Origin of the sequence: Streptomyces blastmyceticus, from assembly GCF_039521185.1 — a bacterium.
Lineage (GTDB): Bacteria > Actinomycetota > Actinomycetes > Streptomycetales > Streptomycetaceae > Streptomyces > Streptomyces blastmyceticus.
The window spans coordinates 47,089-64,965 of the sequence record NZ_BAAABW010000002.1 but is presented as its reverse complement, the minus strand read 5'-3'; the positions used below and the strand labels follow the sequence as shown (position 1 = coordinate 64,965).

Below are 17,877 nucleotides of genomic sequence, written 5' to 3'. Positions count from 1 at the left end.
TGACGATCGGACCATGACCACCGCCACCCCCCACACCGACGACCGACCCCTGCGCAAGCTCTACCGCAGCGCCGAGGGGCGGATGCTCGGCGGCGTGGCGCGCGGCCTCGCCGGGCACCTGGGGGTGCCCGTGTCGTGGGTGCGCATAGTGTTCCTGGCGCTGCTGCTCGCCCAGGGCATGGGCGCGGTGCTCTATGCCGTCTTCTGGTTCGTCGTGCCGCTCGGTGTCGGCGGCGTCGACGCGCCCCGCCCGGCGCCCGTGGAGACCTACCCCGACGGGCGGCGGCGCCTTTTCGCCCGCAAGCCCGACCGGGGACAGGTCTTCGCGCTGATCGCGCTCGTCATCGGCGCCGCCATCTTCGTCGACAACCTTCACCTCGGCCGCGCCAACGCCTACATCTGGCCGCTGCTGCTGGTCGGCGCGGGCGTCGCCCTCGTATGGCGGCAGGCCGACAACGCCCGGCGCGCGCACTGGATGGAGGTCAGCCGCCGCAAGCGCGTCCTGCCGCTGGCGCGCGGCGCGGCGGGCGTCGTGCTTGCCGGCGTCGGCGTCACCGGCATCGTCGTCCTCCAGGGCTCGGCCGAGCACCTGGGCACGGTCCTCCAGGCGTCGCTGGCCGTCCTCGTCGGCATAGCGCTGCTGGCGGGCCCCTCGGTCGTCCGCATGACCCAGGACCTCTCCGCCGAGCGCACCATGCGCATTCGGGCGCAGGAGCGGGCCGAGGTCGCCGCCCACGTCCACGACTCCGTCCTGCACACCCTCACCCTGATCCAGCGGAACGCCGAGGACCCCCGTGAGGTCGCCCGCCTCGCCCGGGCGCAGGAGCGCGAGCTGCGCGCCTGGCTCTACAGGCCGGAGGGCCGCGGCAAGGACGAGGCCGAGGAGCCCACCACCCTCGCCGACGCGGTCAAGGCCGCCGCCGCCGAGGTCGAGGACCACCACGGCGTGCCCATCGAGGTCGTCGTGGTCGGCGACTGCCCCCTGGACGAGCGGCTGGCCGCGCAGATGCAGGCCGCCCGTGAAGCCATGGTCAACGCCGCCAAGTACGGTGGCGAGGGCGGCGCCGTCCAGGTCTACGCCGAGGTCGAGGGGCGTACGGTCTTTGTCTCCGTGCGCGACCGCGGCCCGGGCTTCGACGTGGACGCGGTGCCGGACGACCGGATGGGCGTCCGCGAATCCATCATCGGCAGGATGCAGCGCAACGGCGGCACGGCGAGACTGCGCTCCGTGCCCGGTGGGGGAACCGAAGTGGAGCTGGAAATGGAGAGGGCGTCATGACGACCGAAGAGACGGCGGAGCGCCACGTGCGGGTGGTCCTGGTGGACGACCACCGGATGTTCCGGACCGGGGTGCAGGCGGAGATCGGGGCAACCGACCGCACGGGCGTCGAGGTCGTCGGGGAGGCCGCGGACGTCGACCAGGCGATCACGGTCATCACCGCGACCCGCCCCGAGGTCGTCCTCCTGGACGTCCACCTCCCCGGTGGCGGCGGCGTCGAGGTGCTGCGCCGCAGCGCTCCCCTGATGGCCGACCCGGAGAACCCGGTGCGCTTCCTCGCGCTGTCCGTCTCGGACGCCGCCGAGGACGTCATCGGGGTCATCCGCGGCGGCGCGCGCGGCTATGTCACCAAGACCATCACCGGCACCGACCTGGTCGACGCCGTCTTCCGGGTCAAGGACGGCGACGCCGTGTTCTCCCCGCGGCTCGCGGGCTTCGTCCTCGACGCCTTCGCCTCCACCGACGCCCCGCCGGTCGACGAGGACCTCGACCGCCTCACCCAGCGCGAGCGCGAGGTGCTGCGCTTGATCGCGCGCGGCTACGCGTACAAGGAGATCGCCAAGCAGCTCTTCATCTCGGTGAAGACGGTGGAGTCCCATGTGTCGGCGGTGCTGCGCAAGCTCCAGCTGTCCAACCGCCACGAGCTGACCCGCTGGGCGACCGCCCGCCGGCTGGTCTGAGGTGTCCTTCGGGCCCGGCCGCTCCGTCCGGCGGCCGGACCCGACGGGAACCTGCGCGGCCCCCAGGCCATCTAGAACGGACGAGAGGCTCTCACTCCCGCAGGGCCGAGGCCCCGGACGGGCCCTTCGATCCGAAACGAGAGCCCGATGAGCCTGACGGGGACGCCCTTCCTCCTCACCACGATCGTGCTGGTCGTGGTGGCCCTCGCCCTGCCGCTGACCCTGTGGGGCAAGGTCGGCGGCCCCAAGGCCGTACGGCACGTCACCCGGTTCTTCATGCTGCTGTTCGCGCAGGCGACCGCGATCACCCTGGTGTTTGCGATCGTCAACAACGCCAACGGGCTCTTCGACAACTGGGCCGACCTCCTCGGCACCGGCAACCACGTCCGGGTCGCGGCCGACCTCGGCCCCGACGGCACCGGCGGCAAGTCGGTGAAGGACGAGCCGAAGGTGCTCCAGAAGTTCACGCCCGCGTCGGACAAGCGCATGGGCGCCGGGGTCCAGGAGACCCAGCTGAAGGGCCACATATCGGGCGTGGAGGGTGAGGTCTACGTCTGGCTGCCGCCGCAGTACGACGACCCCGCGTACCAGGACAAGAAGTTCCCCGTCGTGGAGGTGCTGCCGGGCTTCCCCGGGTCGGCGAAGGCGTGGTTCGGGTCCCTTGAGGTCAATACGCAGCTCAAGCCGATGATGGAGAAGGGCGAGGTCGCGCCCTTCATCATCGTGGCGCCCCGCACCACCCTCCTCGGCGACGTGGACACCGGCTGCGCCAACATCCCCGGCAAGGTCAACGCCGACACCTGGCTGAGCGTCGACGTCCGCAAGATGGTCGTCGACAACTTCCGCGCGGAGGACAAGCCGGACGGCTGGGCCGTCGCGGGCTACTCGGCGGGCGCGCACTGCGCCGCGAAGCTGGCCATCGCCCACCCCGACCGCTACCGCGCCGGTGTCAGCCTGTCCGGCTACAACGACCCCTCGGGCGAGCCGGCTTCCCTGACTGCCAAGACGCCCGAGCTGCGTGACGAGAACAACCCCTGGAAGATGCTCCAGCGGGCCAAGACGCCGCCGCGGGTGGCCCTGTTCATCTCCGGCGCGGAGGGCGACGGCTACCAGGGCGGGATCGCGATCAAGCAGGCTGCGAAGGCGCCGACGACGGTGGACGTGGTGAAGGTCCCGGCGGGCGCGGGCGGCCACGGCACGGTGGTCTGGGAACACCAGGTCCCGGACGTCTTCAGGTGGCTGACGAAGCAGGTCAAGCACTAGGCGGTGGGTGCGGGTTGCTTGCGCCTGCGGCGGGCTTTTTCCCCACCCCGCCCCTTCCCGAAACCGGGGGATACCCCCGGACCCCCGAAGCGGCTGCGCCGCTTGTCCTCAAGCGCCGGACGGGCTGAATTTCACGGACCGTAGCCAGCACATCCAGCCCGTCCGGCGCTTGAGGGCGCTCCCGCAGGGAGCTCCCGCCGCAGGCGGCAACGAACCCGCACCCGGCAGCAAACGCTCACCCTCAAGCCGGCCGCGCCGCCCCGGCGAACGGCATTTCGTCGACCGGAGCCAGCCGCACCGGAGCGCCCGGGTGCGGGGCGTGGATCATCTGGCCGTTGCCCACGTAGATGCCGACGTGGCTGACGCCGGAGTAGAAGAACACCAGGTCCCCGGGGGCCAACTGGCCCCGGGCGATCCGCCGGCCGGAGTTGATCTGGGTGTAGGTCGTGCGCGGCAGTGACACCCCCGCCGCCTGCCACGCGGCCTGCGTCAGCCCGGAGCAGTCGAACGCCGACGGCCCGGTGGCCCCCCAGACGTACGGCTTGCCGAGCGCCGCGTAGGCGAAGGCCACGGCCTTGGCGGCGCGCCCCGTGGCGGAAGCGGTGTGGACGGCCTGTGCCGCGGTGGGGACGACGGCGGCGACGGCGTGCGCGGGGGCTGAGGTGATGTCGCCCTGCTCGACGGCCGTACGGGCCGGGGCGGGCATCCGGTCCAGCAGCTGCCGGGCCTCGTTGAGCTTCGCCTCGATGGTGTGCTTGTCGCGCGCGATCGAGGACTGCTGGCGCCTGAGCTCGGCGAGCCGGGTGTCGGCGGTGGTCCGCACCTGCTGGACGTCCCGCAGCTCGTGCCGGAAGCGGTCGACCGCGACGGCCTCGCGGCTGCCCGCCTGGTCGGCCAGGGACGCCCGGTCCAGGTACTGGCCCGGTGTGGACGACAGCAGGAGCCGCATGCTCGTCGGGACGCTGCCGTCGCGGTACTGCGCGGTGGCCACGGAGCCCAGCGCGTCCCGGGCGGCGTTGAGCCGCTGGGTCTTGCGCGCCGCCTCGTCCTGCAGGCCGTCGAGGGCGGTCTCCGCGGCGGTCGCCTTCTCCTTCGCGCCGTTGTAGCGCTCGGTGGCGACCTCGGCCTGCTGGTAGAACAGGTCGACCCGGTCCCGCAGCTGGGCGGTGGTCAGGCGGGGGGCGGCATGGCCGGTGCCGTCGAGCAGGGTGGCGGTGGCGGCGCCCGCCAGGGCCAGTGTGGCCGCGGTCCGCACGGTGTTGCTGGCGAGCGGATGCTGCTTGGGCTTTCGGTGCGATGCCACGTCGGCCGTCACTTCCTTCCACACCGGCTGGTGCCCGTGGTGCGGTTCGCGCTGGTGGTGCTGACTTGTCCCTGTCCTGCCGTACGGCTTGTCGCGGCCGTGCGGCCCAGACGGCGGCGGCCCGCCAGGAGGGGGGAGAGCGCGGACCGCCGCCGTCTGGGGCAGGACGCTAAACCGAGGGGTCACGCCCGAGAACGCACATGACCGCTACTGGCTGGAATCGGCCATGGTGCGACTGCCGTTGATCGAGCGGAACGCGTCGGTACGGATGGATATATGCCGTGCGTGATCGAAGTGACGATTGAGCCCTACCTCGCCGTCGAGGGGTGCTATGGCCCCGGCTAGGGTCGGTCCTCATGGACGTACTCATTCACGCCGTCGTCGGCCTCCACATCATCGGCATCGCCGCCCTGCTCGGCGGCTTCATGACCCAGATGAAGGCCATGGGCAAGGGCGAGGCGCGCATGGTCCCGGCGATGCTGTACGGGGCCCTGACGATGCTGGTCACCGGCATGGCGCTGGTCGGCCTGAACCAGGCCCAGGGCTACACCCTGGACACCTTCAAGATCGGCGTGAAGCTGGCGTTCCTGATCGTGATCCTCGGGCTGGTCTATGTGAAGCGGGACGACGAGAAGGTCGAGGCGGCCGCCTTCGGCACCGTCGGCGCGCTGACCGTGGCCAACATCTTCATCGCGCTGCTCTGGACGTAGGTCCCGGCGGTCCCCGGGCCCGGCGCGGATCATGGCCGATTCCGCGGGTGCCCGGGGAAGTGGGACCGGCTGTCAGTGGGGCGGCCTAGACTCGGGAGGCGATGAGCAGCCTCTTTGACGACAGCTTCCTGGCGGATCTCGGCCCCAGCGGCGAGGAGCCCCCGCCGCCCCCGGAGGACGCGGCCCCGGAGCCGGTGCCGCACGACCTCTTCGGGGGCGCTTTCGACGCACCCGTGCCCCGGGAGGCGTATTACCGCGACGGCGCGGCGCGGCCCGCCGTCGACCCCGCCGCCCTGCTGGAGGGGATGAACGACCAGCAGCGCGCCGCCGTGGTGCACACGGGCTCGCCGCTGCTGATCGTCGCGGGCGCCGGGTCCGGCAAGACGCGGGTGCTCACCCACCGCATCGCGCACCTGCTGGGCGCCCGCCACGTCCACCCCGGCCAGATCCTCGCGATCACCTTCACCAACAAGGCCGCGGGCGAGATGAAGGAGCGCGTCGAGGAGCTCGTCGGCCCGCGCGCCAACGCGATGTGGGTGATGACCTTCCACAGCGCGTGCGTGCGCATCCTGCGCCGCGAGAGCAAGAAGCTGGGCTTCACGTCCTCCTTCTCGATCTACGACGCCGCCGACTCCAAGCGGCTGATGGCGCTCGTCTGCCGGGACCTCGACCTCGACCCGAAGAAGTTCCCGCCGAAGTCGTTCAGCGCGAAGATCTCCAACCTCAAGAACGAGCTGATCGACGAGGAGGACTTCGCGGCGCAGGCGGCCGACGGTTTCGAGAAGACGCTGGCCCAGGCGTACGTGATGTACCAGTCGCGGCTGCGCGAGGCCAACGCGCTCGACTTCGACGACATCATCATGACCACGGTCCACCTGCTCCAGGCCTTCCCGGATGTGGCCGACCACTACCGCCGCCGCTTCCGGCATGTGCTGGTCGACGAGTACCAGGACACCAACCACGCGCAGTACACCCTCGTGCGCGAGCTCGTCGGCACCCCCGACAACGCCCCCGAGGACGGCGTCGCCGAGCTCTGCGTCGTCGGTGACGCCGACCAGTCGATCTACGCCTTCCGCGGCGCGACGATCCGGAACATCCTCCAGTTCGAGGAGGACTACCCGGACGCCACCACGATCCTGCTGGAGCAGAACTACCGCTCCACCCAGACGATCCTCAGCGCCGCCAACGCCGTGATCGAGCGGAACCAGAACCGCCGCCCGAAGAACCTGTGGACCGAGGCCGGGGCGGGCGCATCCATCACCGGCTATGTGGCCGACACCGAGCACGACGAGGCCCAGTTCGTCGCCGACGAGATCGACCGGCTGACCGACGCGGGCGACGCCAAGGCCGGCGACGTCGCGATCTTCTACCGCACCAACGCCCAGTCGCGTGTCTTCGAAGAGATCTTCATCCGCGTCGGCCTGCCCTACAAGGTCGTCGGCGGAGTGCGCTTCTACGAGCGCAAGGAGGTCCGCGACGTGCTCGCGTATCTGCGCGTGCTCGCCAACCCCGAGGACACCGTGCCGCTGCGGCGCATCCTCAACGTCCCCAAGCGCGGCATCGGCGAGCGCGCGGAGGCGATGATCGACGCGCTGTCGCTGCGCGAGAAGATCAGCTTCGCGCAGGCGCTGCGGCGCGTGGACGAGGCGTACGGCATGGCCGCGCGCTCGGCCAACGCGGTCAACCGCTTCAACGTCCTGATGGAGGAGCTGCGCACCGTCGTCGAGTCGGGGGCGGGGCCCGCGACCGTCCTGGAAGCGGTGCTGGAGCGCACGGGCTATCTCGCCGAGCTCCAGGCGTCCACCGACCCGCAGGACGAGACCCGCATCGAGAACCTCCAGGAACTGGCGGCCGTCGCCCTGGAGTTCGAGCAGGAGCGGGAGGGCGAGGACCAGGGCACGCTCGCGGAGTTCCTGGAGAAGGTCGCGCTCGTCGCGGACTCCGACCAGATCCCGGACGAAGACACTGAAGGCACCGGCGTCATCACGCTGATGACCCTGCACACCGCGAAGGGCCTGGAGTTCCCCGTCGTCTTCCTCACCGGCATGGAGGACGGCGTGTTCCCGCACATGCGCGCCCTCGGCCAGACGAAGGAGCTGGAGGAGGAGCGGCGGCTCGCCTATGTGGGCATCACCCGGGCGCGCGAGCGGCTGTATCTGACCCGGGCGAGCATGCGCAGCGCCTGGGGTCAGCCCGCGTACAACCCGCCGTCGCGGTTCCTCGAGGAGATCCCCGAGCAGTATCTCCAGTGGCGCCGCACCGGTCCCGCGACGCCGTCCGCGTCGATGGGCGCGGTCTCGGGGCTCACGTCCGGCTTCTCGTCGTCGCGCACCGGCGGCGGCAAGAAGGCGGGCCCGAGCGGCTTCGCCACGCGGCGTGCGAAGGACCGGCAGGTGGTGGCGCTCGCCATCGGCGACCGGGTCACGCACGACTCGTTCGGCCTGGGCACGGTCGTCGGCGTCAAGGGCAGCGGTGACAACGCGGAGGCGACGGTCGACTTCGGCGCGGAGAAGCCGAAGCGGTTGCTGCTGCGGTACGCGCCGGTGGAAAAGCTCTAGCCCTGACGAGGCGCGCTTGTTCCGGCTGAGCTCAGCCGGAACAAGCACGGTGCGTACGCCTAGGTCGGATCCAGGTCGTGCGCCCGCAGCCACGGCAGGGGGTCGACCGCCGAGCCGCCCGGGCGGACCTCGAAGTGGAGGTGCGGGCCGGTGGAGTTGCCGGAGTTGCCGGAGTAGGCGATGACGTCACCGGCCTTGACCTGGCCGGATCGGAGCTTGGTGCTGCTGAGGTGGCAGTACCAGGTCTCGGTGCCGTCGGGCGACGTCACTATGGCCATGTTGCCGTAGGCGACGTTGTACTGCGTACGGACCGTGCCGTCGGTCGCGGCCATGACCGGCGTGCCGTAGCTGACGGGGAAGTCGATGCCGGTGTGCACGGACATCCAGTTGACGCCGGCCTGTCCGAAGTACGCGCTCAGCCCGTGCTGGTTGACGGGGAGCGCGAACTTGGGGCGCTCGGCCTCCTTGCGCGCCGCCTCCTCCGCCTTGCGCTTCTTCTCCTCCTCCTGGCGCGCCTTGAGGTCGAGGCGTTCCTGGGTTCGGGTGGCGCGGGTGGCGAAGTCGTCGGCGCCCCGGCTGAGCCCGGCGAGCTGGGTGTCCAGCTTGCTGTTGGCGATCGAGGGCACGGCCGCGGCGTCCGGAGCGGCGGCCGCCTGGGTCTGTTTGGAGTCGCTCTTGCCGCCGGAGACGGAGGCGGCGGCGATGCCCGCGACGCCCATGACCGCGACCGACGGCACGGCGACCGTCAACAGGGCCTTGCGGCGCGGCCGGTAGTTGGTCCGGGAGGGGGCGCCCTTGCGACGGCTGCGGCTCTGCGCCGGGATGCCCGGTCCCAGCGGCGCGTCCTGCTCGTCCCCGGGCTCCGGCGGCTCGATCACCGGCATGGTCCGGGTCTCGGCGTCGGCGACGGACGGGGCGCCGGGCACGGGACCCAGGTCGGCGCCGGAGAGGTCGACCATGAGGGTGGGGGTGCGCTGCGCTTCGGGCTCTTCCACGGCCGCGTACGCGCCGGCGTCCCAGGTCTGCGTCTGCTGCTCGCTGACATCGCCCCAGCCTGCGGCGGCCTGCTGCTGTCCCCAGCCGGGGGCCGCCCCGGTCGCGTGCTGTCCGGTGGTGTCCCAGCTCTGGGCGTGGACGGAGGTGCCGTCGGCCCAGCCGCCGTCGGCGAGGTGTCCCCAGCCGGAGCCGGAGGTGTCGTACGCGCCGGCCGTGTTCCAGGAGCCCGTGTCCGGGACCGGGGCGCCGCCCTGGTGGCCCCACGCGGAGGTGTCCCACTGGCCGGTCTGCCCGGTGTCGTAGCCGGTGAACTCCCAGGTCTGGGTCTGCCCGGTGGCGCCCTGGTCCCAGCCGCCGTCGGCGAACTGGCTCCAGCCGGAGGTGTTGCCGCCCCAGGAGGCGTCGGGGGAGTGGCCCCAGGCGGAGGTGTCCCACTGGCCGGAGTCCTGGCCCTCGTAGCCGGGGTAGCCGTGCGGGGTGGCCTGCTGCTCGTACGACGTGTAGTGCCCGTAGGAGATGTCCTGAGCGGGACCGGCCGGGCTCGAGCCCGCCGACGGGTGACGGTCGTTCACCACCACTTCTCTTTCGCCTCGGGAGCAGGAGAATTAGCGGCGACTGTACCCGTCGGTTCGGGATGGCGACAATCTTCGTCACGTTTCAGGTGGTCCTGGGGCGGGCATTTGGCCGCCTTTCGGTGGACTGAATCCCGGGAAACCGATTTGACGTTCGATACTTGTTCGGTTTTCTGTCGGGCGGATTCGAGTTTGTGCCCCCCAAGGGTGAACGAACGGGGATGCGTGCGCCGTACGGGAGTGGCCGGGGATCAGGCGACCGACGCCGCACCGGACGCGTCAGCTGCGGTTTCCTCCGTGGTCAGGGCCTGGCGGATGCCCGCCGCCACCGCTCCGTGCACCGGCAGCGCGAGATGGCCGACTCCGGTCACGCGGACATTGCGGGTGATCAGATCCGGGTGGTCGATGCGCGCCGTCTCGACCGGCACCATTATTTGGTCCAAGTCGCTCCAGAAGCTGATGAAATGCGTTCGGCAATCGGGGGCGGGGGCGGCGAGTTCGGCTATGACATCCGACCCCGGGCGCATCTGCCGGACAAGGGGATGCGCGGACATCAACGGCGCGACGCGGGTGCCGCCGTGCGGCGTGCCGAGGGTGACCAGGGTCCTCACCCGGGCGTCGCCGCCCAGGCGTTGGACGTAATAGCGCGCGATCAGCCCGCCCAGGCTGTGTCCCACCACGTCGACCTCCGCCCGGCCCGTCCGCGCGCAGAGCTCCTCCACGTACCGGGCCAGCAGCTCGGCCGCGGCCCGGGCGTCGCAGGTCAGCGGGGAGTAGTTCAGGGACTCGACCTGCTGCCAGCCGTGCCTGCGGAGGGAGCGGCGGAGGAGGACGAAAACCGAACGGTTGTCGATGAAACCGTGCAGGAGGAGCACGGGCGGGTGGGACCCCTGTTCTGTTTCCTGTTCTGTTTTTCCTTTTGTTCCCGATTCGGATTCGGCGTCGGGCGTGTCGTTGCGCCCTGTGGGTGGTGGGGGCGGAGGCGGCGGGCGGCGCTCCTGGGCCAGGCCGGTGGGGTAGAGCAGCGCGTGGCCGGTGAGGATCGCCAGCTCCAGCAGCGTGGACCGGACGAGCAGCGCCGAGGGGCGCAGCAGGGCGGAGAGGATGGTGAGCAAGCGAAGGGCCACCATGGCCGACCTCCTGAACGGCACACAGAAGGCGGCTTGCTCCCCCCGTGCGCATTCACGGGCAGCTGTGCGCCGCCGGCCGCACCGCTGTGCCGTGCGGCTGTCGGCACAGTGGTGCGGCGAGCTCGCCGCGGCTCCCCTCGCGACCGCCCGCTGTCCCGCCGCTCCGGTGACACGAGAGGCTCCATGGCCCGTGAGATACGGAAGCGCGAGGGCGGTGCGTAGCGAACGTGTTGTCCCACGTGTGATTTCCCCCTCCCTCTCCACCGCGAAACGGCCGCGTGCGGGATGCTGGGGATAACGTTCGTTCACATCCCCGCCCCCCAGGGTGGGGGGAATCCTCTCGGCCGGTCGCCGGCGTCGTACTTGTCGTACTTGGAGGCAGTGATGGGAGTGACCGGTCCGATCCGCGTAGTGGTGGCCAAGCCGGGGCTCGACGGTCACGACCGCGGGGCCAAGGTCATCGCCCGTGCGTTGCGCGACGCCGGCATGGAGGTCATCTACACCGGCCTGCACCAGACACCGGAGCAGATCGTGGACACCGCGATCCAGGAGGACGCCGACGCGATCGGCCTGTCCATCCTCTCCGGCGCGCACAACACGCTCTTCGCCAAGGTGATCGAGCTGCTGCGGGAGCGCGACGCGGCGGACATCAAGGTCTTCGGCGGCGGCATCATCCCCGAGGCGGACATCGCCCCGCTCAAGGAGCAGGGCGTGGCCGCGATCTTCACCCCGGGCGCGACGACGGCGTCGATCGTGGAGTGGGTCAACGAGCACGTCAGGGCGTGAGGGGCGCACGGCCTCGGCCCGTCAACTCCGCGGCCATCACCGCACGCAGGCGCAACGTACCGACGAGCCGGCCGAACGCCTCCGCCCAATAGGCGACCGCGCCGGGTGACGCGGAGGGCGGCTCGTCGGAGAGCGCCGTGAGCACCTCCAGCCGGTCCGCCTGCGCCGGGTCCAGACAGCGCTCGGCCAGGCCCATCACCCCGCTGAAGCTCCAGGGGTAGCCGCCCGCGTCCCGGGCGATGTCGAGCGCGTCGACCAGGGCCGTGCCCAGCGGCTCCGCCCACGGCACCTCGCACACGCCCAGCAGCCGGAATGCCTCCGACAGCTCGTGCGCCGCGATGAACTCGGCCACCCACTCCGCCCGTTCCCCCGGCGGCAGCGCCGACAGGAGCTTGGCCGGATCCCGCCACGACGACCCTTCCTGGGGCGCCGTGGCCGGGCCGAGCAGGGCCCGTGACCACTCCGCGTCCCGCTGACGCACGGCGGCCCGGCACCAGGCCGCGTGCAGCTCCGGCTGCCAGCCGTCGGCGACCGGCAGGGCCACGACCGCCTCGGCGCCGCGGCCCCCGAACCGCTCCCGCCACAGGGCCAGCGGTGCCGCCTCCACCACCTGGCCCAGCCACCACGACCGCTCGCCGCGGCCGGACGGCGGAGTGGCGACGACGCCGTCCCGCTGCATGCCCCTGTCGCACTCGTGCGGTGCCTCGACCACTATCCGGGCGGCACCGCCCGTCCGCTCCAGGGCCACGCACGTACGCGCCCGCTCGGCCATCCGCCGCGCGAGGGCGGAACGGGGGAGGGCCGCCAGCAGCTCGGCCGCCGTGCTCCGGACGTTGCGGCTCCGGTCGGCCAGGGCCCGCTCCAGGAACGGCTCGTCGCCGGGGGAGAGACCCTCGCGCAGCGAGTCCAGGAACATCAGCCGGTCCTCGGCCCGCTCCGTCTGCCAGGTGCTCGTGAGCAGCTCCCGCGCGGCCGCCGGATCGCGGCGCCGCACCGAGACGAGGAGGGCCACCCGCTCGGCGAACAGCCCCTCCTCCCACACTTGGCGTGCCTCGTCGGCGCCGGCCCGGCCCGCTGCCGCCGCGTGGCCGGACACCGTGGCCGGCCCGGCGCGGAGCGCGTACTTCCACTGCGGGTTGAGCCCGGCCAGCCACCGCGCCCGGGGGCCGCCGAGCGCGAGCGCCGCGGGACGCAGATCCGTACGGGCGCGGGCCGCTTCCAGCAGCGCGGGCAGCAGCTCGGCGGGCGCCTGATAGCCGTGCGCGTTGGCGGTCGACAGCCACTGCGGCAGCAGCTCCGTGAGATCGGGCGCGCCGACCCGCCGCCCTCCGCCGCTCCCGGACCCGGAGCGGTCGGCGAGCAGCAGCGCCAGCCGCCGCCGCGCCGCGGGCGGCAGCGCGGGCCGGGGGTCCGCGGGCGCGGGCTCCGGCCGGGCGCGGGCGGTGGCGGGCACGAGCCCGGCACGCCGCCGGACGGTGTGCAGGGCCGCGGCGTCCAGCAGGGCCGCGGTGGCGTCCCGGCCATCCCGCGGCAGCGCGGGCGGGGTGCGCCGCTCGGTGCCGAGCAGGGCGGCGGATACCAGCTCGTCCCAAGTGGTGTTCATGCGCTTGCCCTTTCGTGTGGTCGTACGGGCGCCGGTCCCGGACCTCCTGCCCCTCAGGGGCCGGACGGTCCGGGTGACAGTGGGATCGGTTCCGGGGCCCACGTGGACAGCGGGGCGAAGCCGCGGTGGCCGCATTCGCCGAAGACCGTGACGGGGCGGCCGCCGGATATCGCGGCGAGCTGCCACAGGCTCGTACGGTCCCGGTGGCGGGGGTCGACGGGGAGCGCCGAATCGCCCTGGGCGTCGGCAAGTTGCCAGCCGCCCTCCGCGTCCGGTATCGGGACGACGGAGGCGAGGAGCACCGGCCAGGCGTCCAGCCACGGGTCGTCGCGCAGCGCCTCGCCGTACGCCGCCAGTGCTTGGCCGACATCGCCGCCTGGCGGCGGCCCGGGGCTGGGCCCGGGGTCGGAGTGGCGGGTGCCCAGGGCGGCGCGCAGGGGGCGGGCCGACGGGTAATAGGCGAGGTCCGCGTCCAGGGACAGGCCCGTGGGCAACGACAACTCCGGTGCCCGGCCCGCTGCTCCGTAGGACAGGAGCAGCGCCATGCGGCCCGTACGCCGGCCGCGGAGCCAGATCCGGCGGGTGATCAGGCGGCCGTCGTCGCCGTCGGACTGCGCCAGGACCAGCCAGTGATCGCGGACGGGCGTGGCGGAGGCGAGCAGCGCCGCGGAGTCGGAGGTGATGCCGACCCGCGTCCGCACCGTGGCGGCCAAGGGCTCGGGGAGCCCGTCCAGGCGCAGGAAGCCCTGGTTGAGCGTGTGCAGCAGGGCGCACTCGGCCAGCAGCCGCGAGGCCCAGTCGCCGCCGGAGCCGCGCACGGACGCCAACTCCCGCACCCGCGCGGCCAGTCCGGGAGCCTGCGCGTCGACCATGCGGGCGGCCGTCTCGTCCCACGGCCCGTGCTCCGAACCGTCCGCGGCCGCGAGACCGCCGCGCAGCAGATCGCCGAGCCGCTGCTCCAACTCCCTCGCCCCCGAGGCGATGCGCCGCACCCGGAGCTCCGCGCGGCGCCGCGCCGCGTCGGCGTCCGTGGGTCCGGAGGGCGGCGCCGCCGACTCCGCCCGCTGCCGTCTCCGGTCCAGCCACTGCCCGGCCCAGTCCGGCGGCGGCCCGTCCGTGACCGGAACCGATTCCTCGTCCGCCGACCACAGCAGCAACAGGCCGAGGGCGTGCTTGCACGGGAACTTGCGGCTCGGGCAGGAGCAGTGGAAGCCGGGGCCGTCGGCGCCGTCGAGATCCACGGCCGTCCGGTACGGTTCGCCGCCGCTGCCCGCGCACTCCCCCCACACCGCGCCCGCGCCCCCGCCCGTGCGAGCCCCCGCGCCCGACCACGGGCCCGGCGCCGCGAGCCTGCCGCCCGCCTTGCGTGATGGTTCGTCAGGCGCCAGTGCCAGCACCCGATCCTCCGTCCAGCGTTCCCCCTGCGGATTCATGTCCCAAACGCTACGACTCCCCACTGACAATCGCCCTGACCTGCGGCTTCCCGGCGCCGGGGCCGATTGTCAGTGGTGTGGTGCAGGGTTGTTCACGTGACCCGGAACCGCACGAACGAGGGGGACTTGTGACCGTGCCCGGAATCGAGACCGAAGCTCTGCGCCCGCACGCGGAGGACGCCTTCGCGGGGGAGCTCAAGGCCCTCGCGGCGGCCGACGACCGGCCCCGCCCCGAGCGCTGGCGGCTGTCACCGTGGGCCGTCGCCACCTATCTGCTCGGCGGCACCCTGCCCGACGGCACGGTGATCACCCCCAAGTACGTGGGCCCGCGCCGCACCGTCGAGGTGGCCGTGGCCACCCTCGCCACCGACCGTGCCCTCCTCCTGCTCGGCGTGCCCGGCACCGCCAAGACCTGGGTCTCCGAGCACCTGGCCGCCGCCGTCAGCGGCGACTCCACCCTGCTGGTGCAGGGCACGGCCGGCACCCCGGAGGAGGCCATGCGCTACGGCTGGAACTACGCCCGCCTCCTCGCCGAAGGCCCGAGCCGCGCGGCGCTCGTGCCCAGCCCCGTCATGCGCGCCATGGCCGCGGGCACGACCGTCCGCGTCGAGGAGCTCACCCGCATCCCCGCCGACGTGCAGGACACGCTCATCACCGCGCTGTCCGAAAAGACCCTGCCCATCCCCGAGTTGGGGGAGGAGGTGCAGGCGGTGCGCGGATTCAACCTGATCGCCACCGCCAACGACCGCGACCGCGGGGTCAACGAGCTCTCCAGCGCCCTGCGCCGCCGCTTCAACACCGTCGTCCTGCCCCTGCCCGCCACCGCGGAGGCCGAGGTCGACATCGTCGCCCGGCGCGTCGACCAGATCGGGCGCTCCCTCGGCCTGCCCGCCGTCCCCGACGGCGCCGCCGAGATCCGGCGCGTCGTCACCGTCTTCCGCGAGCTGCGCGACGGGGTCACCGCCGACGGCCGAACCAAGCTCAAATCCCCTTCGGGGACGCTCTCGACGGCCGAGGCGATCTCCGTCGTCACCGGCGGACTCGCGCTGGCCGCCCACTTCGGCGACGGCGTCCTGCGCGCGGGCGACATGGCCGCCGGGATACAGGGCGCCGTGATCCGCGACCCGGCGGCGGACCGCCTCGTGTGGCAGGAGTATCTGGAGGCGGTCGTCCGCGAACGGGACGGCTGGAAGGACTTCTACCGCGCGTGCCGGGAGGCCGCCGCATGAGCGGGACCGGCCCGGCCCTGCTGGGCGTCCGCCACCACGGCCCCGGGTCGGCGCGGGCCGTCCGGGCGGCACTCGACCTGTGCGCGCCGCGGGCCGTGCTCGTCGAGGGCCCGCCCGAGGCCGACGCGATCGTCCACCTCGCCGCCGACGAGGGCATGCGGCCGCCCGTCGCCCTCCTCGCCCACGCCGTCGACGACCCCGGGCGGTCCGTGTTCTGGCCGCTCGCCGCGTTCTCCCCGGAGTGGACCGCGATCCGCTGGGCCCTCGCCCACGGCGTGCCCGTACGCTTCATCGACCTGCCGGCGGCCCACACACTCGCACTGCGCGACCAGGAGCAACTGCCCGGCGACACAAGCCGGAAGGAGAGGGCCGATCCGCTGGCCGCGCTCGCGGAGGCCGCGGGCCACGACGATCCCGAGCGCTGGTGGGAGGATGCCGTCGAGCACCGGGGCACCCCGCGCGCGGGCGACGCGCTCGCGCCGTTCCGGGCCCTCGCCGAGGCCATGGCCGAGCTGCGGTCGGCGCACGGTGACGACGGCGGCCGGGACGCCGCGCGCGAGGCGCACATGCGGCTGAAACTGCGGGAGGCGCGGCGGGAGTTCGGCGACGCGGTGGCCGTGGTCTGCGGCGCCTGGCACGTCCCGGCGCTCACCGGGAAGCGGACCGTCGCCGCCGACCGGGCCGAGCTCAAGGGGCTGCCCAAGGCCAGGACCGAGCTCAGCTGGGTGCCCTGGACCCACAGGCGCCTCGCCCGTCACAGCGGTTACGGCGCGGGGATCGAGTCCCCCGGCTGGTACGGCCATCTCTTCCACGCCCCCGACCGGCCCGTCGAGCGCTGGATGACCGAGGTCGCCCGGCTGCTGCGCGCCGAGGACCACCCCGTCTCCCCGGCACACGTCATCGAGGCCGTACGGCTCGCCGACACCCTCGCCGCCCTGCGCGGCCGCCCGCTCGCCGGGCTCACCGAGACCCTCGACGCCGTCCGGTCCGTGATGTGCGACGGCTCCGACGCGCCCCTCGCCCTGGTGACGGAGCGCCTCGTCATCGGCGACGACCTCGGCGAAGTGCCCGACTCCGCGCCCGCCACCCCCTTGCGGCGGGACCTGACCCGCCTCCAGCGCACGCTGCGGCTCAAGCCGGAGGCCGCCGCCCGGGACCGCGAGCTCGACCTGCGCAAGGACACCGACGCCACCCGCAGCCGGCTGCTGCACCGGCTCCGGCTCCTCGGCGTCGACTGGGGCGAACCGGTGCGCCCCCGAGGCGGCACGGGCACCTTCCGGGAGACCTGGCGGCTGTGCTGGGAGCCAGAGTTGTCCGTACGGGTCGCCGAGGCGGGCGCGTGGGGGACGACCGTCGAGGCCGCCGCGACGGCGAAGGCCGAGGCCGAGGCGGCCCGCACACCGGCGCTCGCCGGTCTCACGGCCCTCGCCGAACGGTGCCTGCTCGCCGGGCTCCCCGACGCCCTCCCCACGGTGATGCGCGCCCTCGCCGACCGCGCGGCGCTCGACACGGACGTCGCGCACCTGGCCTCGGCCCTGCCCCCGCTGGTCCGCTCCGTGCGGTACGGCGACGTGCGCCGTACGGACACCGCCGCCCTCGGCGAGGTGGCCGCGGGCCTCGCCGAGCGCGTCTTCGTCGGCCTCCCCGCCGCCTGCGCCGGCCTGGACGCGGACGCGGCGGCGGACATGCGCGCCCATCTGGACGCGGTGCACCACGCGGTGGGCCTGCTCGCCGGACCGGAGCCCGCGGTGGCCCCCGGCATACGGGAGCGCTGGGCCGGAGTGCTGCGGCTCCTCGCCGGGCGGGACAGGCTGCCCGGCGGGATCCGGGGACGGGCCACGCGGCTGCTGCTGGACGACGGCGGGCTGACGCAGGACCGCGCCGCCCTGCTCATGGGGCTCGCTCTCTCGGGCGCGGTCGCACCGGTGGAGGCGGCCGCGTGGATCGAGGGGTTCCTGGGCGAGGGGGACTCCGGCGGGATGCTGCTCGTCCACGACGAGCGGTTGCGCGGGCTGGTGGATGCGTGGCTGGTGTCCGTGCCGCCGATCTCCTTCACCGGGGTGTTGCCGCTCTTGCGGCGCACGTTTTCCGCGTACGGGGTGGGGGTGCGGCGGGCTCTGGGTGAGCTCGTTCGTCGGGGCGGGGCGGTGGTTTCGCGGGGTGCGTCCGGATTTGGAGCGGGGGTGGATGAAGCGCGGGCGGTGGCGGTGGTGCCTGTGCTGCGCGTGCTGTTGGGCGCGGGCGCGGGGGGCGCTGACGCGGGTCTTTTCCCCACCCCGCCCCTTCCCGAACCGGGGCTCCGCCCCGGACCCCGGTCCTCAAACGCCGGACGGGC

Annotated in this window: 12 protein-coding genes and 1 pseudogene; 8 read left to right on the top strand and 5 right to left on the bottom strand. The window is 73.2% G+C overall.

Translation table 11 applies throughout. From position 1 onward, the window contains the following. Positions 1 to 13: 13 nt before the first annotated feature. The 3 genes from ABD269_RS02360 to ABD269_RS02350 all read left to right on the top strand — a co-directional run bounded on the left by ABD269_RS02360 (position 14) and on the right by ABD269_RS02350 (position 3,222). The gene (locus tag ABD269_RS02360) at positions 14 to 1,279 is read left to right on the top strand and encodes an ATP-binding protein (protein WP_301892988.1); all 1,266 of its coding nucleotides are present in this window, start codon (positions 14 to 16) and stop codon (positions 1,277 to 1,279) included. Then, a complete protein-coding gene (locus ABD269_RS02355; protein ID WP_116213465.1) occupies positions 1,276 to 1,959 on the top strand; it encodes a LuxR C-terminal-related transcriptional regulator in 684 nt (227 codons plus the stop codon). The genes ABD269_RS02360 and ABD269_RS02355 overlap by 4 nt, the downstream gene beginning before the upstream one ends. A gap of 147 nt (positions 1,960 to 2,106) precedes the next feature. Further along, positions 2,107 to 3,222 carry an alpha/beta hydrolase gene (locus tag ABD269_RS02350; protein ID WP_344115522.1) on the top strand — a complete coding sequence of 372 codons (1,116 nt, stop codon included), beginning with the start codon at positions 2,107 to 2,109 and terminating at the stop codon, positions 3,220 to 3,222. A gap of 241 nt (positions 3,223 to 3,463) precedes the next feature. Here ABD269_RS02350 and ABD269_RS02345 read toward each other — a convergent pair whose 3' ends face one another. Beyond that, positions 3,464 to 4,525 carry a C40 family peptidase gene (locus ABD269_RS02345; protein ID WP_301892984.1) on the bottom strand — a complete coding sequence of 354 codons (1,062 nt, stop codon included), beginning with the start codon at positions 4,523 to 4,525 and terminating at the stop codon, positions 3,464 to 3,466. A gap of 356 nt (positions 4,526 to 4,881) precedes the next feature. Between ABD269_RS02345 and ABD269_RS02340 the strand changes: the two genes are divergently transcribed. Further along, positions 4,882 to 5,235, top strand: coding sequence for a hypothetical protein (locus tag ABD269_RS02340; protein WP_344115518.1), 354 nt, complete (start codon positions 4,882 to 4,884; stop codon positions 5,233 to 5,235). 101 nt (positions 5,236 to 5,336) lie between these two features. After that, the gene (gene pcrA, locus ABD269_RS02335; RefSeq protein WP_344115516.1) at positions 5,337 to 7,793 is read left to right on the top strand and encodes a DNA helicase PcrA; all 2,457 of its coding nucleotides are present in this window, start codon (positions 5,337 to 5,339) and stop codon (positions 7,791 to 7,793) included. Positions 7,794 to 7,852: 59 nt separating this feature from the next. On the opposite strand, the gene ABD269_RS02330 is transcribed toward pcrA, so the two are convergent. Together ABD269_RS02330 and ABD269_RS02325 are read right to left on the bottom strand one after the other, a co-directional pair. Further along, the gene (locus ABD269_RS02330; RefSeq protein ID WP_344115514.1) at positions 7,853 to 9,361 is read right to left on the bottom strand and encodes a M23 family metallopeptidase; all 1,509 of its coding nucleotides are present in this window, start codon (positions 9,359 to 9,361) and stop codon (positions 7,853 to 7,855) included. 251 nt (positions 9,362 to 9,612) lie between these two features. Beyond that, complete coding sequence (locus tag ABD269_RS02325; protein WP_301892979.1) at positions 9,613 to 10,491, bottom strand: esterase/lipase family protein; 879 nt, start codon at positions 10,489 to 10,491, stop codon at positions 9,613 to 9,615. A 384-nt stretch (positions 10,492 to 10,875) separates the two neighbouring features. Here ABD269_RS02325 and icmB point away from each other — a divergent pair, with 384 nt between their 5' ends. Beyond that, the gene (icmB, locus tag ABD269_RS02320) at positions 10,876 to 11,277 is read left to right on the top strand and encodes a coenzyme B12-dependent isobutyryl CoA mutase small subunit (RefSeq protein WP_301892977.1); all 402 of its coding nucleotides are present in this window, start codon (positions 10,876 to 10,878) and stop codon (positions 11,275 to 11,277) included. On the opposite strand, the gene ABD269_RS02315 is transcribed toward icmB, so the two are convergent. After that, on the bottom strand, positions 11,267 to 12,880 hold the full coding sequence (locus tag ABD269_RS02315) for a DUF5691 domain-containing protein (RefSeq protein WP_344115509.1): 1,614 nt from the start codon (positions 12,878 to 12,880) through the stop codon (positions 11,267 to 11,269). The two genes, icmB and ABD269_RS02315, sit on opposite strands and share 11 nt — an antisense overlap. A 53-nt stretch (positions 12,881 to 12,933) precedes the next feature. Further along, positions 12,934 to 14,313, bottom strand: coding sequence for an SWIM zinc finger family protein (locus tag ABD269_RS02310; protein ID WP_344115507.1), 1,380 nt, complete (start codon positions 14,311 to 14,313; stop codon positions 12,934 to 12,936). Between the two features lie 128 nt (positions 14,314 to 14,441). Here ABD269_RS02310 and ABD269_RS02305 point away from each other — a divergent pair, with 128 nt between their 5' ends. Together ABD269_RS02305 and ABD269_RS02300 are read left to right on the top strand one after the other, a co-directional pair. Continuing rightward, on the top strand, positions 14,442 to 15,542 hold the full coding sequence (locus tag ABD269_RS02305; RefSeq protein ID WP_344115505.1) for an ATP-binding protein: 1,101 nt from the start codon (positions 14,442 to 14,444) through the stop codon (positions 15,540 to 15,542). Beyond that, positions 15,539 to 17,779: pseudogene (locus tag ABD269_RS02300) on the top strand (DUF5682 family protein); the annotation flags it as partial. The gene ABD269_RS02305 and the pseudogene ABD269_RS02300, both read left to right, overlap by 4 nt. Positions 17,780 to 17,877: the final 98 nt, after the last annotated feature.

Excerpts from the sequence above, each read along its gene's own strand:
- ABD269_RS02350 (WP_344115522.1), top strand. The coding sequence starts at position 2,107 with ATGAGCCTGACGGGGACGCCCTTCCTCCTCACCACGATCGTGCTGGTC.
- ABD269_RS02325 (WP_301892979.1), bottom strand. The coding sequence starts at position 10,491 with ATGGTGGCCCTTCGCTTGCTCACCATCCTCTCCGCCCTGCTGCGCCCC.
- icmB (WP_301892977.1), top strand. The coding sequence starts at position 10,876 with ATGGGAGTGACCGGTCCGATCCGCGTAGTGGTGGCCAAGCCGGGGCTC.
- ABD269_RS02310 (WP_344115507.1), bottom strand. The coding sequence starts at position 14,313 with ATGAATCCGCAGGGGGAACGCTGGACGGAGGATCGGGTGCTGGCACTG.
- ABD269_RS02340 (WP_344115518.1), top strand. The coding sequence starts at position 4,882 with ATGGACGTACTCATTCACGCCGTCGTCGGCCTCCACATCATCGGCATC.
- ABD269_RS02355 (WP_116213465.1), top strand. The coding sequence starts at position 1,276 with ATGACGACCGAAGAGACGGCGGAGCGCCACGTGCGGGTGGTCCTGGTG.
- pcrA (WP_344115516.1), top strand. The coding sequence starts at position 5,337 with ATGAGCAGCCTCTTTGACGACAGCTTCCTGGCGGATCTCGGCCCCAGC.
- ABD269_RS02360 (WP_301892988.1), top strand. The coding sequence starts at position 14 with ATGACCACCGCCACCCCCCACACCGACGACCGACCCCTGCGCAAGCTC.
- ABD269_RS02315 (WP_344115509.1), bottom strand. The coding sequence starts at position 12,880 with ATGAACACCACTTGGGACGAGCTGGTATCCGCCGCCCTGCTCGGCACC.